This window comes from Paraburkholderia domus, from assembly GCF_905220705.1.
Classification (GTDB): domain Bacteria; phylum Pseudomonadota; class Gammaproteobacteria; order Burkholderiales; family Burkholderiaceae; genus Paraburkholderia; species Paraburkholderia domus.
This window is the reverse complement of sequence record NZ_CAJNAT010000003.1, coordinates 229,020-249,773: the sequence shown is the minus strand read 5'-3', so window position 1 is coordinate 249,773 and position 20,754 is coordinate 229,020. Positions and strand designations below refer to the sequence as shown.

Sequence of the window (20,754 nt, the reverse complement as noted above, 5' to 3'; positions counted from 1 at the left end):
GAGGGCTGAGCCGCGAAGCGAGCGAAAGACAGGGATTTTAACACTGGCGGCCGGCCTCTTCGGCGCGGGCCGCCCGCGGCTGTACAGGAACGCGCAGCTATTCCTGCACCAGCACCACCAGCTTCAGATCCTCGCGATGCGCGGGTTTGAAGGTGATCTGGTCGTAGACGATGCGGCCGTCGCGCGGATGGTTGAATTCGCGCCTGCCGCCTTCGCGGCCACCGACGTCCTGCGACGCCCAGAAGCGCGCGAACGCATCGCTCGCCGTGGTGAGCGAGTCGATCAGCCCGCGCGTGGGGGCGTCGTTCAGATGACGGATCGAGTCGGCGCGGAATTCGGCGGCGAGGCGCCGCGCGCGCGTTTCCCAGTCGACGATCAGCTCGCGTGCCGCGGGTTCGGTGAAGGTGTAGCGCAGCAGATTGCGGTCATGGTTGCCATCCAGCCAGCCGACGAACAGGTCGGCGGCGCGCGCGTTCCAGGCGAGCGCGTTCCACTGCCGGTCAAGCACGTAAGCCGGAGCGTTCACGAGCTGCACCGTTTCGAGCAGGGTGGCGGGCGCGTCGGCGGCGGCCGGATCGGGCTCGGCCGGGTCGCGCTGCGCGGCCAGCTCGAACAGATAAGCCCGCTCGGCGCGCGACAATTGAAGTGCGACAGCAATCCGCGCCAACGCCTCAGCAGAGGCGGAGACCGGGCGGCCCTGCTCGATCCACGTGTACCAGGTCGGACTCACGCCGCATAGCTGCGCGACTTCCTCGCGCCGCAAGCCGGGCGTGCGGCGGCGCGGGCCGGGCGGCAGGCCGAGCGCTTGCGGCGTGAGCCGTTCGCGGTGAGCGCGGATGAAATCGCCGAGCGCGCGGGCGGGCGTGGCATCGAGCGGCGGCGGGTTGTCGGCAGAGGACGGCGTGGTCATTCTGATTGGGCAGCGCTTGGAGGGGGGCGGGGTGGTGTTATTGATACCAGAATAATTGCTTAACTTGTACTGGTACACGACGGGCTCTATTGTAACGGCTGGAACGGCGCAACGCCGTCCAGGCCAACCCGGCCCAACCCGGCCCAACCCCGCCTGAATAACCGGAGCCTTCCATGAAGCACCACGATCAAGTCGCCGACGCCTTCGGCTCGACCGCCGCCGCGTATTTGACGAGTCAGACGCATGCCACCGGCGCCGATCTGCGGACGCTGGCCGAATCGATCGCCGCGACGCCGGACGCGACGGTGCTCGATATGGGCTGCGGTGCAGGTCACGCGAGTTTCGCGGTGGCGCCGCACGCAAAGGAAGTGGTGGCATACGACATCGCGCCGCAAATGCTGGAGACGGTCGTTGGCGCCGCGAAGGACCGCGGCCTCACCAACATCCGTACCCAACAGGGCGCCGCCGAAACGCTGCCGTTCGAAGACGATTCGTTCGACTGGGTCATCAGCCGGATGAGCGCGCATCACTGGCACGATGTGCCGCATGCATTGGCCGAAGTGCGGCGCGTGTTGAAGCCGGGCGGCAAGGTGCTGTTCATCGACATCGCCGGCGCCGATCATCCGCTGCTCGACACGCATATTCAGGCGGTGGAATTGCTGCGCGACGGCTCGCACATTCGCGACTACCGCGCTGACGAATGGATCGCGCTCTTCGAAGCAGCGGGTTTTACCGCGACGATTCGCGAGCGCTGGCGTATCGAGATCGAGTTCAGCTCGTGGGTGGCGCGCATGCGCACGCCGGAGCCGCGCGTGGTGGCGATTCGCTCGCTGTGGAGCAGCTCGCCCGATGAGGTACGCCAGTATTTCGACGTGCAGGAAGACGGCTCGTTCAAGCTCGACGCGCTGATGGTCGAGGCGCAATAAGCCGGCGCGGGAGCGACAGCTGCAGGCGCGGCTTGACGACGCACGTGCGCCAAAGGCCGTGTCGGTCTCAATAAAGAGGCATGCACCGTGGTAACCTCTGGATTACTAAATAATCTGGAGGCGTCACGGGTGCAGCGTTTTTTACTTGTTGTGGCAGCAACCGTGCTGCCTGGCAGCGCGCCGGCGCAAGAAAATCGAGATTATTATCGCGAAAACGGCACGACCTTGCCGCGCGCACTGTCGTCCGATCCGGTTAAGCCGAATGAATCCAGCGTGACGAAAGGCTTCGGTATCACGGCGCCCGGTTCCAATGTGAATATGTCGAATCAAGCGCGCCGCGACCTTGACGCGCGCCTGCAGTCCGAACGCGCCGAGCGTGAAGCGCGCGAGCAGGCCCGGCGCGAACCTCCCCTCAAATTCAACATTCCAGCGCCGGAAATGCCGAAGCCGAACACGGCGAAATGATCCGTGTTCGGCTTCGTTTTTCGTACGGCTCAGCAGCCACCGCCGGTTAAGCCGGGCGGTATCACCCGCCCGGTTGAGATGCAGCTCGATCAGCCCGTATTACGCAGCCCCGCCGCAATCCCGTTGATGCTCAAATGAATCCCGCGCCGTACGCGCGCGTTGGTATCGCCCGCGCGGTGGCGCTTGAGCAACTCGACCTGCAAGTGATTCAACGGATCGAGATACGGGAAGCGGTTCTTGATCGAACGCGCGAGCAGCGGATTCTCCGCGAGCCGTTCGCTCTTGCCGGTGATCTCCGACAACACCTTCGACGTACGCTCCCATTCCGCGACGATCCGCTCGAACACATGCTTGCGCAGCTTCTTGTCCGACACGAGTTGCGCATAGCGCGAGGCCACCGCGAGGTCGGTCTTCGCCAGCACCATGTCCATGTTGGAGAGCAGGTTCGAGAAGAACGGCCACGTCTTGTGCATCTTCTTGAGCAGCGCAAGGCGGCGGGCGCGCTCGGCATCGCTCGGCGCGCTGTCCAGATGCGCGGCCACCGCGCTGCCGAAACCGTACCAGCCGGTCAGCAGCAAACGGCATTGACCCCATGAGAAGCCCCACGGAATCGCGCGCAGATCTTCGATCTTGCGTTGTTTCGGGTCCTGCAATTTGCGCGAAGCCGGACGGCTGCCAATGTTCAGCTCGGCGATCTCCGAGATCGGCGTCGATTCGAAGAAATACTCCTTGAAGCCCGGCGTTTCGTAGACCAGCGCGCGATACGACGCCATCGCCGCGTCGGACAATTGCTGCATCGTCTCTTCGAAGGCGGGCAGTTGTGCGGGTGCAATGCCGTGCGGCAGCAACGAGGCTTCGAGCGTCGCGGCCACCACCGTTTCCAGATTGCGCCGGCCGATTTCCGGATTGCCGAACTTGCTCGCGATCACTTCGCCTTGCTCGGTCAAACGGATCTGACCGTCGACGGTGCCCGGCGGCTGCGACAGAATCGCCTGATAGGTCGGACCACCGCCACGGCCTACCGTGCCCCCCCGTCCATGGAACAGGCGCAGGGTCACGCCGCGTTCATTGAACAGCGACACCAGGGCAAGCTCGGCGCGGTACAGCTCCCAGTTCGACGTCAGGAAACCACCGTCCTTGTTGCTGTCCGAATAGCCCAGCATCACTTCCTGCTCATTGCCCTGATGTTCGATCAGCGCGCCGACACCCGGCAGCGCGATCAGATCACGCATGATGTGCGGCGCGTTGCGCAAGTCAGGGATCGTTTCGAACAGCGGGATCACCATCAGCCCCGCTCGCGCCGGATCGTGCGCGTCGCCCAGACGGCCGTGCAGCAGGCCGGTTTCCTTCTGCAGCAACATCACTTCGACCAGATCGCTAACGGTCTCCGTGTGCGAAATGATGTAGTTGCGCACCGCGCGCGCGCCGAACTTTTCGCGTGTGACGCGAGCCTCTTCGAGCACGCCGAGTTCGCTCTTCACGAGATCGGAGTACTCGCCGTACGGCAGACGCAACGAGCGCGGCTGCGCCAGTTCGGCCAGCAGCACCGTGAGCTTGTCTTCTTCGGAGAGCGCTGCGTAGTTTTCTTCGACGCCCGCGCGTTTCAGCAGCTCGGCGATTACCGCTTCATGGATGTCGGAGCTTTGGCGCAAGTCGATGCTCGCCAGGTGGAAGCCGAACACTTCGGCGGCGCGCGCGAGCGGCGACAGACGGGGTGCCGCGAGCGGCGCCCCATGATGCTCGGCGAGCGAATCGATCAGCACGTGCAAATCGCGCACGAATTCGGCGGAGTCGTCGTACGGCTTGGCGCGTATCGGCGCCGCGCCGCGGCCCGCGCTACGCACCGGCACGCTGCCTTCACCCAGACGTACGCGCGCGCTCGCCGCGAGTCGCGTGTACATGCCGATCAAGGCGCGCCGATACGGTTCGTCGGTACGGTGCGGCGACTGGTCGGGCGAGATGGCCGCGAGTTCTTTCAGCGCGTCGCTTGCGCCGGCCAGCAGGTTCGACACCGACAACTCGGCGCCCAACTTGTGCACCTGCTCCATATAGTGTTCGAAGATCACCGCGGCCTGGCGGGTGATCGCGTGCTCGAGCGTTTCGGCCGTGACGTTCGGATTGCCGTCGCGGTCGCCGCCGATCCAGCTGCCCATCTGGAAGAACGGCGGCAGACGCGCGTCGATACCGTGCTCGGTGAGCGCTTCTTCGATATCGGCGTAGAGCGCCGGGATTTCTTCGAGAAAGGTGGCGCGATAGTACGACAGCGCGTTTTCGATTTCATCGCCGACCGTCAGGCGCGAGTCGCGCAGCATCCGCGTTTGCCACAGCGACGTGACGCTCGCACGCAGCATCGCCTCGTTATGCGCGCGTTCGCGGTTGGTCAACTGTTGATCGCGTTCGGCCAGAAGACGCGCGACGTCGTGCTGCGCGTCGAGAATGCTCTTGCGCTGCACCTCGGTAGGGTGAGCGGTCAGGACCGGCACGATCAGCGCGTCGTTGAAGAACTGTTGCAGCACCGGCGTCGCGGCGGCGCCCGCCTCGACGAGCCGTTCGAGCGCGTGCGCCATGGTGCCCGGTTGCGAAGTCGAGCCGGCCAGCGCGTGAATCCGGTGACGGCGATTGCGGTGGCGGTCTTCGGCGATGTTCGCAAGATGCGAAAAGTAGCTGAACGCGCGTACCACGCTGACCGTTTGCTCCGGGCTCAGCGAACGCAGTTTCTTGTCGAGCGTTTGTGCCGCAGCGCTGTCGTCCTCGCGGCGAAAGCGCACGGCGGTCTGGCGGATCGTCTCCACCACGTCGAACACCGCGTCGCCTTCCTGTTCGCGCAGCACGTCGCCGAGCAGGCGTCCCAGGTAACGGATGTCCTGAAACAGCGGATGGTCTTTGTCCTCACGCGTGCGGCCGCTGCTTTTCGACGCGGGCGCGACCGTATCCTGCGAAACGGCTTGCAGCGTCGGCGCTTTAGCGGCTTGCGACGCGGTTTCGCTCACGGCGACCTTGATCTTCGGGGACTTGGCTTTGGCCGGTTTCAGCGCCTGGGCGGTGTTCGCGGCTTGCGTCGCCTTATTTGCCTTAACGGCCTTCACCGCCTTGGCGGGCGCGGAGGCTTTGGCCGACTTGGTGGTTTTGGCGACGTTAGCGGCCTGGCTTGCCATGACAGCTTTACCGGCGCGTTTGGCCGGCGTGGACTGGGCAGCCGTTGCTGCGGCAGAAGCGGCGTCAGCCGCGGAAGCGTTGGGCGATGCAGTGTTGCGGCGGGCAGGGCGCGCCGATCCGGAAGACGTCACGATGGGTTTCCTCGGGGAAGCCAGGGTCTGTTGAGTGATGAACTGCTACTGCGGAACTGCACTATGAGTTGCAACGTGAACTGCACGGAACCAGCAAAAAGCGGTATGCGCCGATGGCACTACGCCGGAGAGAGGGGTGGCCGCGCGCATTTGCATGCACGCCGGACACGTTGCGCCGCATTGCATCATCCCGCATGCCGCGCTCCGGTGCGCGAACGACCGTGCTTGAACAGGCTGGGATGGGGCAGGCGCGCGCTGCGCGAGGCCCGTCTCCTCCATCGATACCGCGCCAGCACGGCGCTCCGCTGTGCCTTGAGACACGGGGTCGCGTGCTAACATTGATTGTTATTACATCCCGTCATTCGATCAGCAAGCTAATGAACACCGAGACGTTATTTGCGCCACCCCACACGCTTGTGATTGCGTCGCGAGAAAGCCGCCTTGCCATGTGGCAGGCGGAGCATGTGCGATGTGCGCTGCACAAATTATATCCATCTTGTGACGTAAAAATCCTTGGAATGACGACACGTGGGGATCAAATTCTCGATCGCACTTTGTCGAAGGTTGGTGGTAAGGGGCTCTTCGTCAAGGAACTGGAAGCGGCGCTGGCAGACGGCCGTGCCGATCTGGCCGTGCATTCCCTGAAAGACGTGCCCATGGAATTGCCCGCGGGCTTTGCGCTTTCCACCATCATGGAACGCGAAGATCCGCGCGACGCACTGGTGTCCAACGATTACGACTCGCTTGCTGCGCTGCCAGCCGGCGCCGTGGTCGGCACCTCGAGCCTGCGCCGCGAGGCCATGCTGCGCATGCGTTACCCGCACCTCGTGGTGCGGCCGTTGCGCGGCAATCTGGATACCCGTCTGTCGAAACTCGATCGCGGCGACTATGCAGCGATCATTCTGGCGGCCGCCGGTTTGAAGCGTTTGGGTCTCGGCGAGCGCATCCGCGCGCTGCTCGATCCCGAAGACAGCTTGCCCGCGGCCGGTCAGGGCGCACTCGGCATCGAGATTCGCGCCGATCGCGCCGACCTCGCGGCATGGCTCGCCCCGCTGCATCACGAACATACGGCAGCGGCCGTCGAAGCGGAGCGGATGGTATCGCGCGCGCTGGGCGGCAGTTGCGAAGTGCCGCTCGCGGCCTATGCGACCTGGCGCGACGGCGCGTTGCATCTGCGTGGCATCGTTGCTACGCCCGACGGCCAGCGTGTCCTGAGCGCGCAGGCATCGGCGCCGGCGCCTACCGTCGAACGTGCTGTTGCGCTCGGCCAGGAAGTGGCGAGCGCGCTCGAACAGCAAGGTGCGATGGAAATCGTCCGTGCGCTGAGCACGGCCAGCGGTCCCGCCGCAGGTTCCGGTGGCGACGCGGCGGACAGCGCGGCGACCGGCGAGTGATGGCGGCCGATATCCCGGGCAACGCATCCACATCCGTCGGCAAGGCGGCGTTCACGGTTGTGATTACACGACCGGTCGGTCAGTCGAACGAATTGATCGCGCAACTCGGGGCGGCGGGTATCGCCGTGCTCGACTTTCCGCTGATCGACATCGCGCCGGTTACCGACGACGCACCGTTGCGCACGGCGCTGGCTTCTCTGGAACGCTATGCACTGGTGGTGTTCGTCTCGCCCAATGCGGTCGATCACGCGTTTGCCAGGAGCGATGCAATCTGGCCGCACGCGCTGCCGATCGGCGTAGTCGGGCCGGGCAGTGTGCAGGCGCTGGTGCGCCACGGCGTCACGGCGCCGGCGTACAACGTCATCAGTCCGCCGTCGGTAGCCGACGACGATGCGGCGCGCTTCGATTCCGAAGGCTTGTTCGCGGCGATTGATACGTCGCTCGGCGCGGCGAGTCTCGAAGGCAAGCGCGTACTGATCGTGCGCGGCGACGGCGGCCGCGAATGGCTTGCCGACCGCTTGCGCGAGGCCGGTGCCGAAGTCGAAACGGTCGCGGCCTATCGCCGCCTCGTGCCGGAACCGTCCATCGGCGGCTGGGCGCGCGTGCACGCGCTGCTTGCTGGCGAGCCGCACGCCTGGTTGCTCACCAGTTCGGAAGGCGTGCGCAATCTGCACGAACTCGCACAAGAGCATCTGACCGCCGACGAAATCGCGCAACTGAAGCACGCCAACCTGGTCACGCCGCATCCCCGTATCGCGCAGACCGCGCGGGCATTGGGTTTTGATAGCATTACGGTGTCCGGCGCGGGCGATGATCGCATTGCCCGCGCCTTGCTTGCCGCCGTCCCGACTGTTGTTCAACCGGTACCGTCCAACCCGGCTCATTCACCGGCTAAATCACGCATGACTGAAACGAACGCATCCACGAACGCTTCACCCCAGCCGGCCGCAACCACTGCGTTGCCGCCGAATCCACCCTTCACGCCCTACGAAGCGCAAAAGCGCCGCAGCGCGAGCGGACCGCTGCTGTGGTTTGTCGTCGTGATCATCGCTTGTGCGGCGGGCGTGGGCGGCTATGCGCTCAATCGCAAGGTGGAGCGCACTGAGCAGCAACTCGCGCAACGCCAGCAAGCCAACGACGCGCAGACCAACGAGTTGCGCGTCAAGACCGATCAGGCGCTGGCCACGGTTCATCAATCGGACGCGCAGGTCGCGCAACTCGAAGGCAAGCTCGCTGACGCGCAGACCGCGCAACAGGCGCTGCAGCAGCAATACACCGATCTCGCCCGCAATCGCGACGACTGGACGATGGCTGAAGTCGGGCAGATGCTGTCGGCCGCGAGCCAGCAGTTGCAGCTCACCGGCAACACGCAACTGGCGTTGTTTGCGCTGCAAAGCGCGGACACGCGTCTCGCTGCATCGGATAACCCGCAGGCAGTCACGGTGCGCAAGGCCATCGCACAAGACATCGACAAGCTGAAGGCTGCGCCGTCCACGGATCTGACCGGCATGGCGATCAAGCTCGACAACGCGATCGACCAGGTCGACGGCCTGCCGCTCTCCGGCGAAGCACCGATTGCCCACGCCACGCCGAAGGCCGCTACCTGGGCTGACACGGCGAAGGTGGCCGCGGCCACCGGCGAGCCGCGCTGGAAAGTGTGGTGGCGTGAAGTCACAACCGGCATTGGCCAGCAGCTCACCAGCCTCGTGCAGGTGCGCCGCATCGACAACGCCGACGCGATGCTCGTCACGCCCGATCAAGGCTACTTCGTGCGCGAGAATCTGAAGCTGCGTTTGCTGTCGGCGCGGCTCGCGCTGCTCTCGCGCAACCAGACCACGCTGAAGTCCGACTTGCAGGCGGCGCAGGCTGCGCTCACGCGCTATTTCGACAACACGTCGAAGAAAACACAGACTGTGATCGATCTGGTCAAGCAGGTGGATGCAGGTTCGGCCGCGGTTGAACTGCCGAATCTGAACACCAGCCTGCAAGCCGTCAATCAATACCGGAGCCGAGGCTAATCATGGCAATCCGGGGACTTCTATGGCTCGCGTTGTTGTTCGCCATCGCGGTGGTGCTGGCGGTGGTCGGACGCTTCGACATGGGGCAGGTGCTGCTGATCTATCCGCCGTATCGCGTCGATATCTCGCTGAATCTGTTCGTGGTCGGACTGGTGGTGCTGTTCATCCTGCTGTACGCGCTGCTGCGCATCGTGCGCAATATCTGGCGCATGCCGCAGCGTGTGGCGGCCTATCGCGCGCGCTCGCGTGTCGCGAAGGCGCACGCTGCATTGCGTGACGCGATCGGCAATCTGTACGCCGGGCGTTTCTCGCGCGCTGAAAAAGCCGCGAAAGATTCGCTCACGAATGGCGACAACAAGGGCGCGGCCGGTTTGATCGCAGCCACCGCGGCGCATCGCATGCATGAATATGCGCGGCGCGACGAATGGCTCGCCCAGATCGATGAAGCCGACTGGCAGGATGCACGCCTGATGGCCACCGCCGACATGCGTGCCGATGGCCGCGACGCGGACGGCGCGCTCACCGCGCTCACCGAAATGCAGTCGCAGGGCGCACGGCGGATTCACGCGCAGCAGATCATGTTGCGCGCACAACAGCAGTTGAAGAACTGGGGCGAAGTGCTCAAGCTCGTCAAGACGCTGGAAAAACGCGAAGCAATCCATCCGGCGGTAGCGGTGCGTTTGCGTCAGCTCGCGGCGGAAAACCTGCTGCGCGACCGGCGCCACAATGCCGATGCGCTGCTGGAGTTGTGGAATTCGCTGTCGGCCACTGAGCGTCATTCGCCGCGTCTCGCAGATCTCGCGGCCGAGCTGCTGGTCACGCTGAATCGTCCGCAGGAGGCGCGGAAGATCGTCGAAGAAGCGCTGGCACAGAACTGGGACGCGCGTCTGCTGCGCCGTTATCCGGACACGACCGGGGGCGACGCGTTGCCGTTGATCCAGAAGGCCGAAGGGTGGCAGAAGGATCGCCCGGAGGATGCCGATCTGATGTTTGCATTGGGCCGCTTGTGCTTGCATCAGCAGTTGTGGGGCAAGGCGCAATCGTTCCTCGAGCGCGCGCTAAAACTGGCCGACAACGAGACGCTGAAAATTCGTTCGCATCGCGCGTTGGCGCGTTTGCATGAGCAGATCGGCGATTCCGCCAAGGCGAGCGAGCATTATCGCGAGAGTGCGTTGGCGATGAATATTGTTTGATGCATTGATCGCCGTGGCGTGTGGTTCAGACGCGCCGCAGTAGACGCAAAAGAAAAAGCCCCAGCGTTGGAAGATGCCGGGGCTTTTTCTTTGAAACGTGGCGCGTCACGCGTAACGCAGGATTCTTGACGGCGGTTCCTGCGTCACGTCATTCGCGATGATTGCCGGGAAGTCGCGCTACTTGTTGACCATCTTCGCCGGCACACTCACCGCCAACAAACCGCCGAGGATCATAAACGCCGCCAGCATATACATGCCGGAGTCGTTCGCGGCAGTCGCCTGCTTCAACCAGCCGACCGCGTACGGACTGAGAAAGCCCGCGAGATTGCCGATCGAATTGATCATCGCGATGCCGGCTGCCGCACCCGTGCCGGCGAGGATCGCCGTCGGCAAACTCCAGAACAGCGGCAGAGTGGTCAGGATGCCCATGGTCGCGAGCGTGAGCGAGGCCATCGCCAGCACGGTGTTGTGAGCCCACACCACGGAGAGCACGAGGCCGATCGCCCCTGCGAAGGCCGGCAACGCGATATGCCAGCGCCGCTCACGCTTGCGGTCCGCGCTGCGCGACACGAACACCATCGCGACGACCGCTGCCGCAAACGGAATGGCGGACAGCAGGCCGATCATGAACGAGTCCGTCACGCCAGTCGCCTTGATGATGGTCGGCAGCCAGAAGCTCACGCCATAGAGGCCCATCACGAACGAGAAGTACGTGAGGCTCAGCATTAGCACGCGGCCGCTCGTGAGCACCTGGCGAATCGGCATGTCGTGCTTGGTGGCTTCTTCGGCTGATACCTGACGTTCGAGCAATTCCTTCTCGTTCGCGGTGAGCCATTTGGCCTTCGAAATACGGTCGTCCAGCATCAGAAACACCATGATCCCGACGACCACCGAGGGAAGCCCTTCGAGCAGGAACAGCCACTGCCAGCCATGCCAGCCGTTCATGCCGTTGAAGCTCTTCAGGATGTAGCCCGACACCGGGCCGCCGATCACACCGGACAACGCGATCGCCGTCATGAACAAGGTGGTCATGCGGCCGCGACGATGCGACGGATACCAGTACGTGAGGTACAGAATGATGCCGGGGAAGAAGCCTGCTTCGGCGAGGCCGAGCAGGAAGCGCATCACGTAGAACATGGTCGGGGTGGTGATGAACATGGTCAGCATCGAGATCACGCCCCACGACACCATGATCCGTGCGATCCACACCCGCGCACCCACTTTGTGCAGGATCACGTTGCTCGGAACTTCGAAGATGAAATAGCCGAGGAAGAAAATCCCCGCACCGAAGCCGTAGACCGCGTCGCTCAAGCCGAGATCGGTGGTCATTTGCAGCTTGGCGAAGCCGACGTTGACGCGGTCGAGATACGCGACCACGTAGCAGAGCATCAGGAACGGCGCGAGCCGCCAGGTGACCTTGCGATAGGTTGCCTCTTCAAAAGTGGAAGGTGGCGCCCCCGCGCCGGGATGGTGGAGCGGATCTGCAGGACTAGCCATGGTGTCTCCTCTTTTCTTATGGAAATGAAGTACCGCCGTCGATCGCGATTCTAGCCGCGCTGGAAGGTTTGGTTCGCATGGCGTTTACACGCAGCGCCCGCCGTCCACTTCGAGGCAGACGCCGGTGATGAACTCCGCCTCGTCCGAGGCGAGATACAGCGCTGCGTTCGCGATGTCCTGCGGCGTCGAGAAGCGCCCGAGCGGAATGCCGGCCAGAAAGCGTTTGCGATTCTCCGGCGTATCTTCAACGCCCATGAACTCCGACAACAGTCCCGTCTCGCCGATCACCGGGTTCACACAGTTCACCCGAATGCGGTCCGGGCCCAGTTCGACGGCAAGCGACTTGCTGGCGATGATCACCGCACCCTTGCTGCCGTTGTACCAGACGAGGCCCGGCCGTGGTCGGACGCCGGCCGTCGACGCGATATTGATGAAAACGCCACCGCCTTGCTGGCGGAAATACGGCACGAATTCCTGCACGCTCCAATAGATGCTTTTGACGTTCACCGCGTAGACGCGGTCGAACTCCGCTTCCGTCACGTCGAGCACAGGCTTGTTGCGATGCGTCGTGCCGGCATTGTTGACGACGATCTGCACGCTGCCGAAATCTTCGAGAGCAGCCTCGCGCAGCTTTTGCCAGTCCTCGCGTTGCGCGACGTTGCCGGCCACCGCGATTGCCTTGCCGCCGGCAAGCGCGATTTCGCTCGCTACACGTTCGGCCGCAGGGCCGTTCAGATCGTTGACCACGACGTTCGCGCCTTCGCGCGCGTAGGTCTTCGCGATGCCTTCGCCGAAACCCGAGCCGCCACCCGTGACGATGGCCGTTTTACCTGTCAACCGCATGATGTCTCCGCTGTTTGTTATGGATGGTGATACGCCTGCTTCCGCGTGTTTCCGTTTGCTGCGAACGCGAGTGCCTGACTAACCGTGACGAATGGCGATCGTCTTCAACACCGTGAAGCCATACAGCGCTTCGAAACCCTTTTCACGTCCATGGCCTGAATGCTTCACGCCGCCGAACGGCAATTCGACACCGCCGCCCGCGCCGTAGTTGTTGATGAACACCTGGCCGGAGCGCAGGCGCCGCGCGAGGCGCATCTGCCGGGCCCCGTCACGCGTCCAGATACCCGCGACCAAACCGTACTGTGTGCCGTTGGCGAGCGACAGCGCTTCGTCTTCGTCGGTAAACGACATCGCGGCGAGGACGGGACCGAACACTTCGTCGCGCGCCAGACGGTGGTTCGCGGGCACGTCGCGCAGCAGCGTGGGCGCTTGGTAGAAGCCGCTTTCCGGCGCCTCGGGGATCACTTCGCCATGGGCTGCCATCGGGATGCCGTCGTGTTGCGCGTCGGAGAGGAAGTCCCACACGCGTTGTTGCTGCTTCGCGCTGATCAGCGGGCCGCAGTCGAGATCGGCATGCGACGGTCCGACCCGCAGCGCGTGGAACGCGCCGCTCAGCCGGTCGAGCAGTGGCTCGTAAATCGCCCGGTCGATCAACACGCGACTGCCCGCCGAGCAGGTTTGCCCGGCGTTCTGCACGATCGCCGACACCAGCACCGGCAGCGCTGCGTCGAGATCCGCGTCGGCGAACACGATTTGCGGCGATTTGCCGCCCAGTTCCAGCGTGACCGGGACGTGGTTTTCAGCGGCCATCTGCGTCACGAGCTTGCCGGTTTCGGGCGAGCCGGTGAAGGAGATGTGGTCGATGCCGGGATGACGCGCAAGGGCCGCGCCCGCTTCATGCCCAAGACCCGTGACGATATTCAGCGCGCCCGCCGGCAAACCTGCCTCGGCCGCCAGTTCGGCGACGCGCAATACCGACAGGCACGCGTCTTCCGCCGGTTTGACGACGCACGCATTGCCGGTGGCGAGCGCCGCGCCGACGCTGCGGCCGAAGATCTGCATCGGGTAGTTCCACGGCACGATGTGACCGGTTACGCCGTGCGGCTCGCGGATCGTCAGCACCGTGTAGCCGGCCTGATAGGGGAGCGTTTCGCCGTGCAGCTTGTCCGCCGCGCCGGCGTAAAACTCGAAATAGCGGGCCAGCGCCGCCGAGTCGGCGCGCGCCTGCTTGAGCGGCTTGCCGGTGTCGCGGGCTTCCAGTTGGGCGAGTTCTTCCTGACGCGCGGCGACCAGCATCGAGAGCCGGTACAGCACACGGCCGCGTTCGGCGGCGCTTGCCTGACCCCACGCGCCTTCGAAGGCACGGCGGGCGGCGTGGACCGCGGCGTCGATATCCGCTGCGGTGCCGCGGGCCAGTTGAGTGAACGGCTGGCCGTCCGAAGGGTCGACCACCGCGATGGTCTCGCCGCCTGATGCGGCAACCCATTCGCCGTTGATGAAGTGTCGGGCTTCTTCCATGCAGGCTCCTTGAGGTGTCACGCAACCGAGGTTCAAGCCGAGGTTCGGATACGTGGTGTTCACAAACGAGAGGCACAATCGAGCGACGCCAGACGATTATCGCGCCGATCCAACGAGAGGTGCCATCGGCCGATTGGCTATAATGGCGTAATCCGCACTGTCCGGCTGCAGCGCCTCGTCCTGGCGAGTTTCACGATTCACGCCGCTCGAGCTCACGCGCCGCATGTCGCACGCCGTGTTCCGAATTCCATCTGATCAGAGAGCGCTCATGAGCTTCAATAACGTCCCCGCAGGCAAAGACCTTCCGCAAGATTTCAACGTCATCATCGAAATCCCGGCGCAAAGTGATCCGGTGAAGTACGAAGCTGACAAGGAAACGGGCCTGCTCCACGTCGACCGTTTCATCGGCACGGGCATGCGCTATCCGGCGAACTACGGCTACATTCCGCAAACGCTGTCGGGCGACGGCGACCCGGTCGACGTGCTGGTGCTCACGCCGTTCCCGCTGCTGGCCGGCTCGGTGGTTCGCGCACGCGCACTCGGCATGCTGCAAATGACCGATGAATCGGGCGTCGATGCGAAGCTCGTCGCCGTCGCGCACGACAAGGTCTGCCCGATGACCGCTGATCTGAAGTCGATCGACGACGTACCGGCGTACTTGAAGGACCAGATCAAGCACTTCTTCGAGCAATACAAGGCGCTCGAGAAGGGCAAGTGGGTGAAGGTCGAAGGCTGGGCGGGCATCGAAGCCGCGCACAAGGAAATCAGCGAAGGCGTGGCGAACTACAAGAAGTAAGCTGCGTTACACCGCTGGTTGGTAAAAAGACCGCGTGAGCCTGCAAGGGCCACGCGGTTTTTTCATGGATGGCGTTTTCGCCGATCCCACGTCCTGTTCAATGCGTAGTGCCGACGGCGCCCGTCTGGCCTGGGGTTCCAGCGCATAGACACAGCGCATCGACTGGATGAACCGAATGCATTTTTACATCTAAGCGTTAACCCTTATCATTCGGCGGCCGCAGCAGGTTTCCTGCTGTCGGCGTACTAATGCGCTGATGCAGCGCCAACGCGCGTTTTTGTGAGCCCACCGTCCGGATGTTGAACCGCAAGTCCAACCCTTCGTCGCCACGCTGGTCGAGCCGCCTGTACGCGAGCCTGTATGCGCTCGTCACCGCGATTTACCGCGGCCGGCCGGTATGGATGGTGTCGTTTTCGACGAGCGAGGCCAACCTGTCGGAAGGGCTGAGAGCTGCTTGCGCGTCCACCGCCATGCTGGTGCTCGGCAATCTGCTGCACGACCCGGCCTTCGCATGGGCCGCGATCGGCGCTTTCTGGACCTGTCTCGCAGACGCGGCCGGCTCGAATCGCGCGCGCTTCGCCTCGATGATGGGCTTTGCGCTGCTGTCGACCGTGTGCGGTGCCGTGACCGCCTTCGCTTCAGGTGAGGGGACGGTGTTCGCGGCGCTCGCCATTCTGGCATTCACCACGCTTGGCGCGTTCGGCAGGATCTGGGGTGCCGCGACATCGCAGGTGACGATTCTCGCGGCTACAGCCTGCGTCGTGATGGTCGACCGGCCCATGCGCGACTTTCGGGAAGGCGCGGCGTTTCTCGGCATCTATCTGGCTGGGTGCCTGTTTGCCGTCGTGCTGAGCCTGACCGTCTGGCGCATTCATCCGTTCGGCACGAGCCGCGCTTCGCTGCGTGCGGTGTATCTGCGTCTGGCTGACATCGCATTCGACAGCGCGCGTCTGCTCGAGCAGCACGCTGCGCCTGGACAGTGGGCCACGCATGCCGCGAAATTTCGCGCCGATGCGCGGGCAACGCTTGAGCGCTCGCGCAAGGCACTGGCGAACGTGCCGGATTCGAGAACGGCAGGCCGGGAAACCTACGACAATCTCCTTGCCCTGCTGACCGAAAGTGAAGCGCTTTTTGCGTATCTGATTGCCGTCACCGGGGCTTGTGAAAAAGCCCCGGAAGACGCACGTCGCGTCAGACGCGCGGCTCGACTGCTGACCGGGATGGGCGAAGTTCTGCGAAGAATCGGCGCGGCCACCAACGAAGCGCAATGGAACCGTCTCGCTGGCTTGCAGCTTCGTTTGCGGCGGCTCGCGAGACGACTCGAATCCGCGCTGATGGAACCCGTGACACTCAAGTCCGACTTCGAACTGGTTGATTTCGCGCCGGCGCATGCCCAGCCGCTTGGGTGGTCGGACAGTGCAGCCAGACTGCTGACGCGGATGTGGTCGACCCTCAAGGCGAACCTCTCGGTTCAGTCAGTCGGCTTGCGCCACGCAGCCCGTGTGGGCGTCACGACGACGGCGGGCTTTCTGGTCATACGGGCGCTCGGACTTCCTTTCGGCTACTGGGCAACCATGGCGACGCTGCTGATCCTGCAACCGTCCATCGCCGCGACCTGGCCACGGAGTATCGAGCGCGCTGCCGGGAGCATCGTCGGGGGTGTGCTGGCGGCCGCGATCGGCTATGCGATCCATTCGCCACTCGGCATTTCATTGGCGGTGTTTCCACTGGTGGTGGCCACTATGGCGCTGCGTCCCGTCAGTTACAGCCTGTTCGTTCTGTTCCTGACGCCGACCTTTGTACTCGTTGCTGACTTCGCGACGCCGGGCGCCAGCGAATTCGCCTACGCGCTGACGCGGCTCGGCAACAATGTGCTCGGCTGTGTATTGGCGCTGCTGGCAACGTTCTATCTGTGGCCGACGCGGGAGAAGGTCGACTACCGCGCCTATCTGAACGAGGCGGTGCGGGCTAACCTCGGGTATCTGAGAGCGGCACTGGCGTCACCCGAACGAAGCGAGAAGGACATGGAGCGCTTGCGTCGAGCCGCTGGATTGGGCAGCAATAATGCGGAGGAAGCAATCGGCCGGATTCGACTCGAAAAGCTCGAGGACTCGATGGTCGACACGGTGACGCTGACGGTCCTGAGCGTGTTGCGAAAAATGGCGGGAACCGCGACCCAACTGCGCTTGAGTACGAACCGGCGCAGCATGGACGATCAACTCGGCGCGTGGATTGCCTCCACCAATGCCGACATCGAGGCGGCGTTGAATCGGACGTTGCGACCGATACGCCGCGATCTGCCTGCGCGAGACCGGCTCTCATCACTGGAGGCGGACGCAGTGGGGGAAATCGCGCTGATGCATCGGCTGCTGACTGAGCGGATGCGCGAGGCGAGGGGATAGGGGGAGCGGATCTATATGTCCGTTTCGTCTGCGGCAATGGATTCTGATTCGGGTTCGGGTTCGGGCTCGGGCAGCGGCAGCACCGATTCGAGCGTACGCAACCCCGCAGCCAGCACCCGCTTTTCGGCAGGCGGCAAGCGCTTAACCCAATACTCCGCACGCGACGCACTCGAACGGTCCGCCAACTCAAACGACACGAGCACCCGCACCGGCTTGCGCGAACGCGTATAGCGTGCGCCCGCGCCGCTCACGTGTTTGTCGAAGCGCGCCTGCACATCGGTGGCAATGCCGGTATAGACGCTGCCGTCCGAGCATTCGAGCAGATACAGAAACCACGCCATGGGTGCGCTTCAGCCTTTGAACGGATTGTGTTCGCGCAGCTCGTCCACATACGCGTGGATGCTGTTCTTTTCGTTGTCGAGGAAGTGGCCGACCGCATCGGCGAAGGCCGGATGCGCGAGCCAATGTGCCGAACGCGTCACGGTCGGCAAGAACCCACGCGCCATCTTGTGCTCGCCCTGCGCGCCGCCTTCGAACGCACCCAGCTTCTCCTCGATGCAGAATTCGAGCGGCTGGTAGTACGCAGTTTCAAAGTGCAGGCAGGGCACATGTTCGAGCGCGCCCCAGTAGCGGCCGTACAAGGTGCCGCCGGTTTTCGCGTCGCGCTGGTAAACCACGAGCGAGCTGGCGATTGGCTTGCCTTCGTATTCGGCAATCACCAGCAGCAGATTTTCCGGCATCGAGGCGCCGATCATCCGGAAGAAATCGAGGTTCAGATACGGACTCGAAAAGTGTTCGCGGTAGGTCTGCCGATAGCACTTGCTGAAGAATCGCCAGTCGGCGTCCTGGATATCTTCGCCGCGAATCCGGCGCATCGTCACGCCGGCTTCCTGCACCTTGCGGCGCTCGGCGCGGATGTTCTTGCGTTTCTTCTGTTCGAGCGTGGAGAGGAAATCGTCGAAGTCGCGATAGCCGTCGTTCAACCAGTGGAACTGCACGCCTTCGCGCTGCATCATGCCCATGTCGGTCAACGCAGCGCCTTCCGTTTCGGTCGGAAACAGCACGTGCAGCGACGACACGTCGGCTTGCTCGGCGAACGCCATCAGCGTCGCCGCCAGATGCCTGAGCGCATGCGTATCCGCCGATAACAGGCGGTTGCCTTGCACCGGTGTGAACGGCACCGCGCACAGCAGCTTCGGGTAGTACGGCAGACCGTTGCGTTTGTACGCATCGGCCCACGCCCAATCGAAGACATATTCGCCGTACGAGTGGCCCTTCAGGTAGACGGGCGCGGCCGCCGCGAGCTTGTCCGTGCGCGGGTCGGTCAGCGTGACGAATTGCGGCGCCCAGCCGGTATCGGCGACCGCACATCGGGTCGCATGCAGCGCGCTCAAAAACTCGTGCCGCAGAAACGGCGTGGGTTGCGTTTGCTGCGCGAGGAGGGCATTCCATTCCGCGGCATCCACCTCGGAGGGCGACGCCAGAATGCCCGTGCGATAATCAAAGCGTTCCTGGTTCAATCTGTGTGACTGTTCCCAATGAGCGACGCAGGCTTGTAGCGATGCGTCGTTCGTTTATCCGATTTGTCCGTTGCCGTCGAGCTAACCAGCCACGGTACTCGCAAGCCGCCTGGCTTGCCTGTCGATCCTGCCATGAAGACCCGAATCGCTCTTGCTCAAATCAATGTCACCGTCGGCGACTTCGCCGGCAATGTCGCGAAGATTGTCGCTGCCGCGCGCGCCGCGCACAACGATGGTGCGAAGCTGCTGATCGCCCCTGAACTCGCGCTATCCGGCTATCCGCCTGAAGATCTGTTGCTGCGTCCCGCGTTCTACGCAGCGAGCGCGGCAGCGCTCGCCGACCTGGCCACGCAACTGAGACCCTTCGCCGGCCTGCATGTGATCGTCGGCCATCCGCTGCGTGACTTGACGCACAGCGCGGCAAACGGCCATGGTAATGCAAACGCGCCGATCGAGCGCGGCGTCCCGCCGGTCGATACGTTCAACGCGGCTTCGCTGATCGTGGACGGGGAAGTGGCCGGTACTTATCGCAAGCAGGATTTGCCCAATGCCGAGGTGTTCGACGAGAAGCGCTATTTCGCTTCCGACCCGCAGCCGTTTGTGTTCGAACTGGACGGTGTGAAATACGGCGTGGTGATTTGCGAGGACGCGTGGCACGCATCGGCTGCGCAAATGGCGAAGGCGGCGGGCGCGCAGGTGCTGCTGATTCCGAACGGCTCGCCGTATCACCTGAACAAGGAAGCGGTGCGCTTTGACATTCTGCGTGCGCGGATTCGCGAGACCGGCCTGGCCGTGGTCTACGTGAACATGGTCGGCGGGCAGGACGAACTGATTTTCGACGGCGGCTCGTTCGTACTCGATGAAAAGGGCGAACTGGTCGCCAAGATGGCGCAGTTCGAGGAAGGCAACGCGATTGTCGAGTTCGACAGTGGCAAACCGGTGCCCACGGCGATCGCGCCGGAACTCTCGCTCGAGGCGCAGGTGTACGCAGCGCTTGTGATGGGCGTGCGCGACTATATCAACAAGAACGGTTTCCCGGGCGCGCTGATCGGCCTGTCGGGCGGTGTGGATTCGGCGCTGGTGCTGGCCGTCGCGTGCGATGCGCTGGGCGCGGATCGCGTGCGCGCGGTGATGATGCCGTCGCGCTATACCGCGGACATTTCAACCACCGACGCCGCCGAGATGGCGCGCCGCGTCGGCGTGCGTTACGACGAAATCGCGATCGCGCCGATGTTCGACGCGTTCCGCGGTTCGCTTGCCGAAGAGTTCGCAGGCCGCGCCGAAGACGCCACCGAAGAAAATATTCAGGCTCGTATCCGCGGCACGTTGCTGATGGCCCTGTCGAACAAGTTTGGCTCGATCGTGCTGACCACCGGCAACAAGAGCGAGATGGCGGTGGGCTACTGCACGTTATACGGCGACATGGCCGGCGGCTTTGCCGTGATCAAGGACATTGCCAAGACCCTGGTCTACAAGCTGTGCCATTACCGCAATCAGGCCACCACCTTCGGCAAGCAGGACGTGATCCCCGAGCGCATTCTGACGCGTGCACCGTCGGCCGAACTGCGCGAGAACCAGACCGATCAGGACAGCTTGCCGCCTTACGAAGTGCTCGATGCGATCATGCGCATGTACATGGAAGAGGATCGCTCGCTCGCGGAAATCATCGCGGCGGGCTACGCGGTCGAAGACGTGAAACGCGTCACGCGCCTCATCAAGATCAACGAGTACAAACGCCGTCAGGCGCCGATCGGTATTCGCGTCACGCATCGCGCGTTCGGCCGCGACTGGCGTTATCCGATTACGTCGCGCTACACCGAGCCGGTGGAGTGAGCTGACGCGAACGGTTGCTGCGGACTTACTCCATAGCAGACCTGTAGCGCGCGCCGGATCGTCGGACAGCAGTTTGCCGCAATGCATCCGGCGCGGCGTAGAATAAAAATCATCCGTTTTCCCTTTCGAACTTCCAATCACGAGACGAGGTC

Annotated in this window: 15 protein-coding genes; 8 read left to right on the top strand and 7 right to left on the bottom strand. The window is 63.7% G+C overall.

Annotation, left to right across the window (positions count from 1 at the left end; all coding sequences use genetic code 11):
• Positions 1-97 precede the first annotated feature (97 nt).
• Positions 98-910: a helix-turn-helix transcriptional regulator gene (locus KHO31_RS08955; RefSeq protein WP_201074896.1), complete on the bottom strand. Its 813-nt coding sequence runs from the start codon at positions 908-910 to the stop codon at positions 98-100.
• Positions 911-1,083: 173 nt separating this feature from the next.
• Between KHO31_RS08955 and KHO31_RS08950 the strand changes: the two genes are divergently transcribed.
• Together KHO31_RS08950 and KHO31_RS08945 are read left to right on the top strand one after the other, a co-directional pair.
• On the top strand, positions 1,084-1,836 hold the full coding sequence (locus tag KHO31_RS08950) for a class I SAM-dependent methyltransferase (RefSeq protein WP_201084869.1): 753 nt from the start codon (positions 1,084-1,086) through the stop codon (positions 1,834-1,836).
• Positions 1,837-1,965: 129 nt separating this feature from the next.
• Complete coding sequence (locus tag KHO31_RS08945) at positions 1,966-2,301, top strand: hypothetical protein (RefSeq protein WP_201074898.1); 336 nt, start codon at positions 1,966-1,968, stop codon at positions 2,299-2,301.
• 89 nt (positions 2,302-2,390) lie between these two features.
• Here the strand turns inward: KHO31_RS08945 and ppc are convergent, their stop codons facing one another.
• A complete protein-coding gene (ppc, locus tag KHO31_RS08940; RefSeq protein WP_201139198.1) occupies positions 2,391-5,588 on the bottom strand; it encodes a phosphoenolpyruvate carboxylase in 3,198 nt (1,065 codons plus the stop codon).
• A gap of 377 nt (positions 5,589-5,965) precedes the next feature.
• On the opposite strand from ppc, the gene hemC reads away from it, so the two are divergent.
• From hemC to KHO31_RS08925, 3 genes are read left to right on the top strand one after another with little or no spacing between them, the layout of a single operon-like run.
• On the top strand, positions 5,966-6,982 hold the full coding sequence (gene hemC, locus KHO31_RS08935) for a hydroxymethylbilane synthase (RefSeq protein WP_201074901.1): 1,017 nt from the start codon (positions 5,966-5,968) through the stop codon (positions 6,980-6,982).
• Complete coding sequence (gene hemDX / locus KHO31_RS08930) at positions 6,982-9,000, top strand: fused uroporphyrinogen-III synthase HemD/membrane protein HemX (RefSeq protein ID WP_211623077.1); 2,019 nt, start codon at positions 6,982-6,984, stop codon at positions 8,998-9,000. Before hemC ends, hemDX begins: the two co-directional genes overlap by 1 nt.
• Positions 9,001-9,002: 2 nt before the next feature.
• On the top strand, positions 9,003-10,193 hold the full coding sequence (locus KHO31_RS08925) for a heme biosynthesis protein HemY (RefSeq protein WP_201074905.1): 1,191 nt from the start codon (positions 9,003-9,005) through the stop codon (positions 10,191-10,193).
• A 177-nt stretch (positions 10,194-10,370) separates the two neighbouring features.
• Here KHO31_RS08925 and KHO31_RS08920 read toward each other — a convergent pair whose 3' ends face one another.
• The 3 genes from KHO31_RS08920 to KHO31_RS08910 all read right to left on the bottom strand — a co-directional run bounded on the left by KHO31_RS08920 (position 10,371) and on the right by KHO31_RS08910 (position 14,051).
• Positions 10,371-11,690 (bottom strand): MFS transporter, encoded by a 1,320-nt coding sequence (locus tag KHO31_RS08920; RefSeq protein WP_211623075.1) that lies wholly within the window; start codon positions 11,688-11,690, stop codon positions 10,371-10,373.
• A gap of 84 nt (positions 11,691-11,774) precedes the next feature.
• A complete protein-coding gene (locus tag KHO31_RS08915) occupies positions 11,775-12,533 on the bottom strand; it encodes an SDR family oxidoreductase (protein WP_201074907.1) in 759 nt (252 codons plus the stop codon).
• 78 nt (positions 12,534-12,611) lie between these two features.
• Positions 12,612-14,051 (bottom strand): aldehyde dehydrogenase family protein, encoded by a 1,440-nt coding sequence (locus KHO31_RS08910; protein WP_211623073.1) that lies wholly within the window; start codon positions 14,049-14,051, stop codon positions 12,612-12,614.
• 268 nt (positions 14,052-14,319) lie between these two features.
• Between KHO31_RS08910 and ppa the strand changes: the two genes are divergently transcribed.
• Both ppa and KHO31_RS08900 read left to right on the top strand, forming a co-directional pair.
• A complete protein-coding gene (ppa, locus tag KHO31_RS08905; protein ID WP_201074909.1) occupies positions 14,320-14,847 on the top strand; it encodes an inorganic diphosphatase in 528 nt (175 codons plus the stop codon).
• A 296-nt stretch (positions 14,848-15,143) separates the two neighbouring features.
• On the top strand, positions 15,144-17,249 hold the full coding sequence (locus KHO31_RS08900) for an FUSC family protein (RefSeq protein ID WP_201074911.1): 2,106 nt from the start codon (positions 15,144-15,146) through the stop codon (positions 17,247-17,249).
• 11 nt (positions 17,250-17,260) lie between these two features.
• On the opposite strand, the gene KHO31_RS08895 is transcribed toward KHO31_RS08900, so the two are convergent.
• On the bottom strand, positions 17,261-17,590 hold the full coding sequence (locus KHO31_RS08895) for a GIY-YIG nuclease family protein (protein ID WP_211623071.1): 330 nt from the start codon (positions 17,588-17,590) through the stop codon (positions 17,261-17,263).
• A gap of 9 nt (positions 17,591-17,599) precedes the next feature.
• Entirely contained in the window at positions 17,600-18,769 is a 1,170-nt protein-coding gene (locus KHO31_RS08890) for a GNAT family N-acetyltransferase (RefSeq protein ID WP_201074915.1), read from the bottom strand.
• 132 nt (positions 18,770-18,901) lie between these two features.
• Between KHO31_RS08890 and KHO31_RS08885 the strand changes: the two genes are divergently transcribed.
• A complete protein-coding gene (locus KHO31_RS08885; RefSeq protein WP_201074917.1) occupies positions 18,902-20,602 on the top strand; it encodes an NAD+ synthase in 1,701 nt (566 codons plus the stop codon).
• Positions 20,603-20,754: the final 152 nt, after the last annotated feature.

Excerpts from the sequence above, each read along its gene's own strand:
- hemDX (WP_211623077.1), top strand. The coding sequence starts at position 6,982 with ATGGCGGCCGATATCCCGGGCAACGCATCCACATCCGTCGGCAAGGCG.
- KHO31_RS08910 (WP_211623073.1), bottom strand. The coding sequence starts at position 14,051 with ATGGAAGAAGCCCGACACTTCATCAACGGCGAATGGGTTGCCGCATCA.
- KHO31_RS08885 (WP_201074917.1), top strand. The coding sequence starts at position 18,902 with ATGAAGACCCGAATCGCTCTTGCTCAAATCAATGTCACCGTCGGCGAC.
- KHO31_RS08915 (WP_201074907.1), bottom strand. The coding sequence starts at position 12,533 with ATGCGGTTGACAGGTAAAACGGCCATCGTCACGGGTGGCGGCTCGGGT.
- KHO31_RS08920 (WP_211623075.1), bottom strand. The coding sequence starts at position 11,690 with ATGGCTAGTCCTGCAGATCCGCTCCACCATCCCGGCGCGGGGGCGCCA.
- KHO31_RS08950 (WP_201084869.1), top strand. The coding sequence starts at position 1,084 with ATGAAGCACCACGATCAAGTCGCCGACGCCTTCGGCTCGACCGCCGCC.
- KHO31_RS08895 (WP_211623071.1), bottom strand. The coding sequence starts at position 17,590 with ATGGCGTGGTTTCTGTATCTGCTCGAATGCTCGGACGGCAGCGTCTAT.
- KHO31_RS08900 (WP_201074911.1), top strand. The coding sequence starts at position 15,144 with ATGTTGAACCGCAAGTCCAACCCTTCGTCGCCACGCTGGTCGAGCCGC.
- KHO31_RS08925 (WP_201074905.1), top strand. The coding sequence starts at position 9,003 with ATGGCAATCCGGGGACTTCTATGGCTCGCGTTGTTGTTCGCCATCGCG.
- KHO31_RS08955 (WP_201074896.1), bottom strand. The coding sequence starts at position 910 with ATGACCACGCCGTCCTCTGCCGACAACCCGCCGCCGCTCGATGCCACG.
- hemC (WP_201074901.1), top strand. The coding sequence starts at position 5,966 with ATGAACACCGAGACGTTATTTGCGCCACCCCACACGCTTGTGATTGCG.
- ppa (WP_201074909.1), top strand. The coding sequence starts at position 14,320 with ATGAGCTTCAATAACGTCCCCGCAGGCAAAGACCTTCCGCAAGATTTC.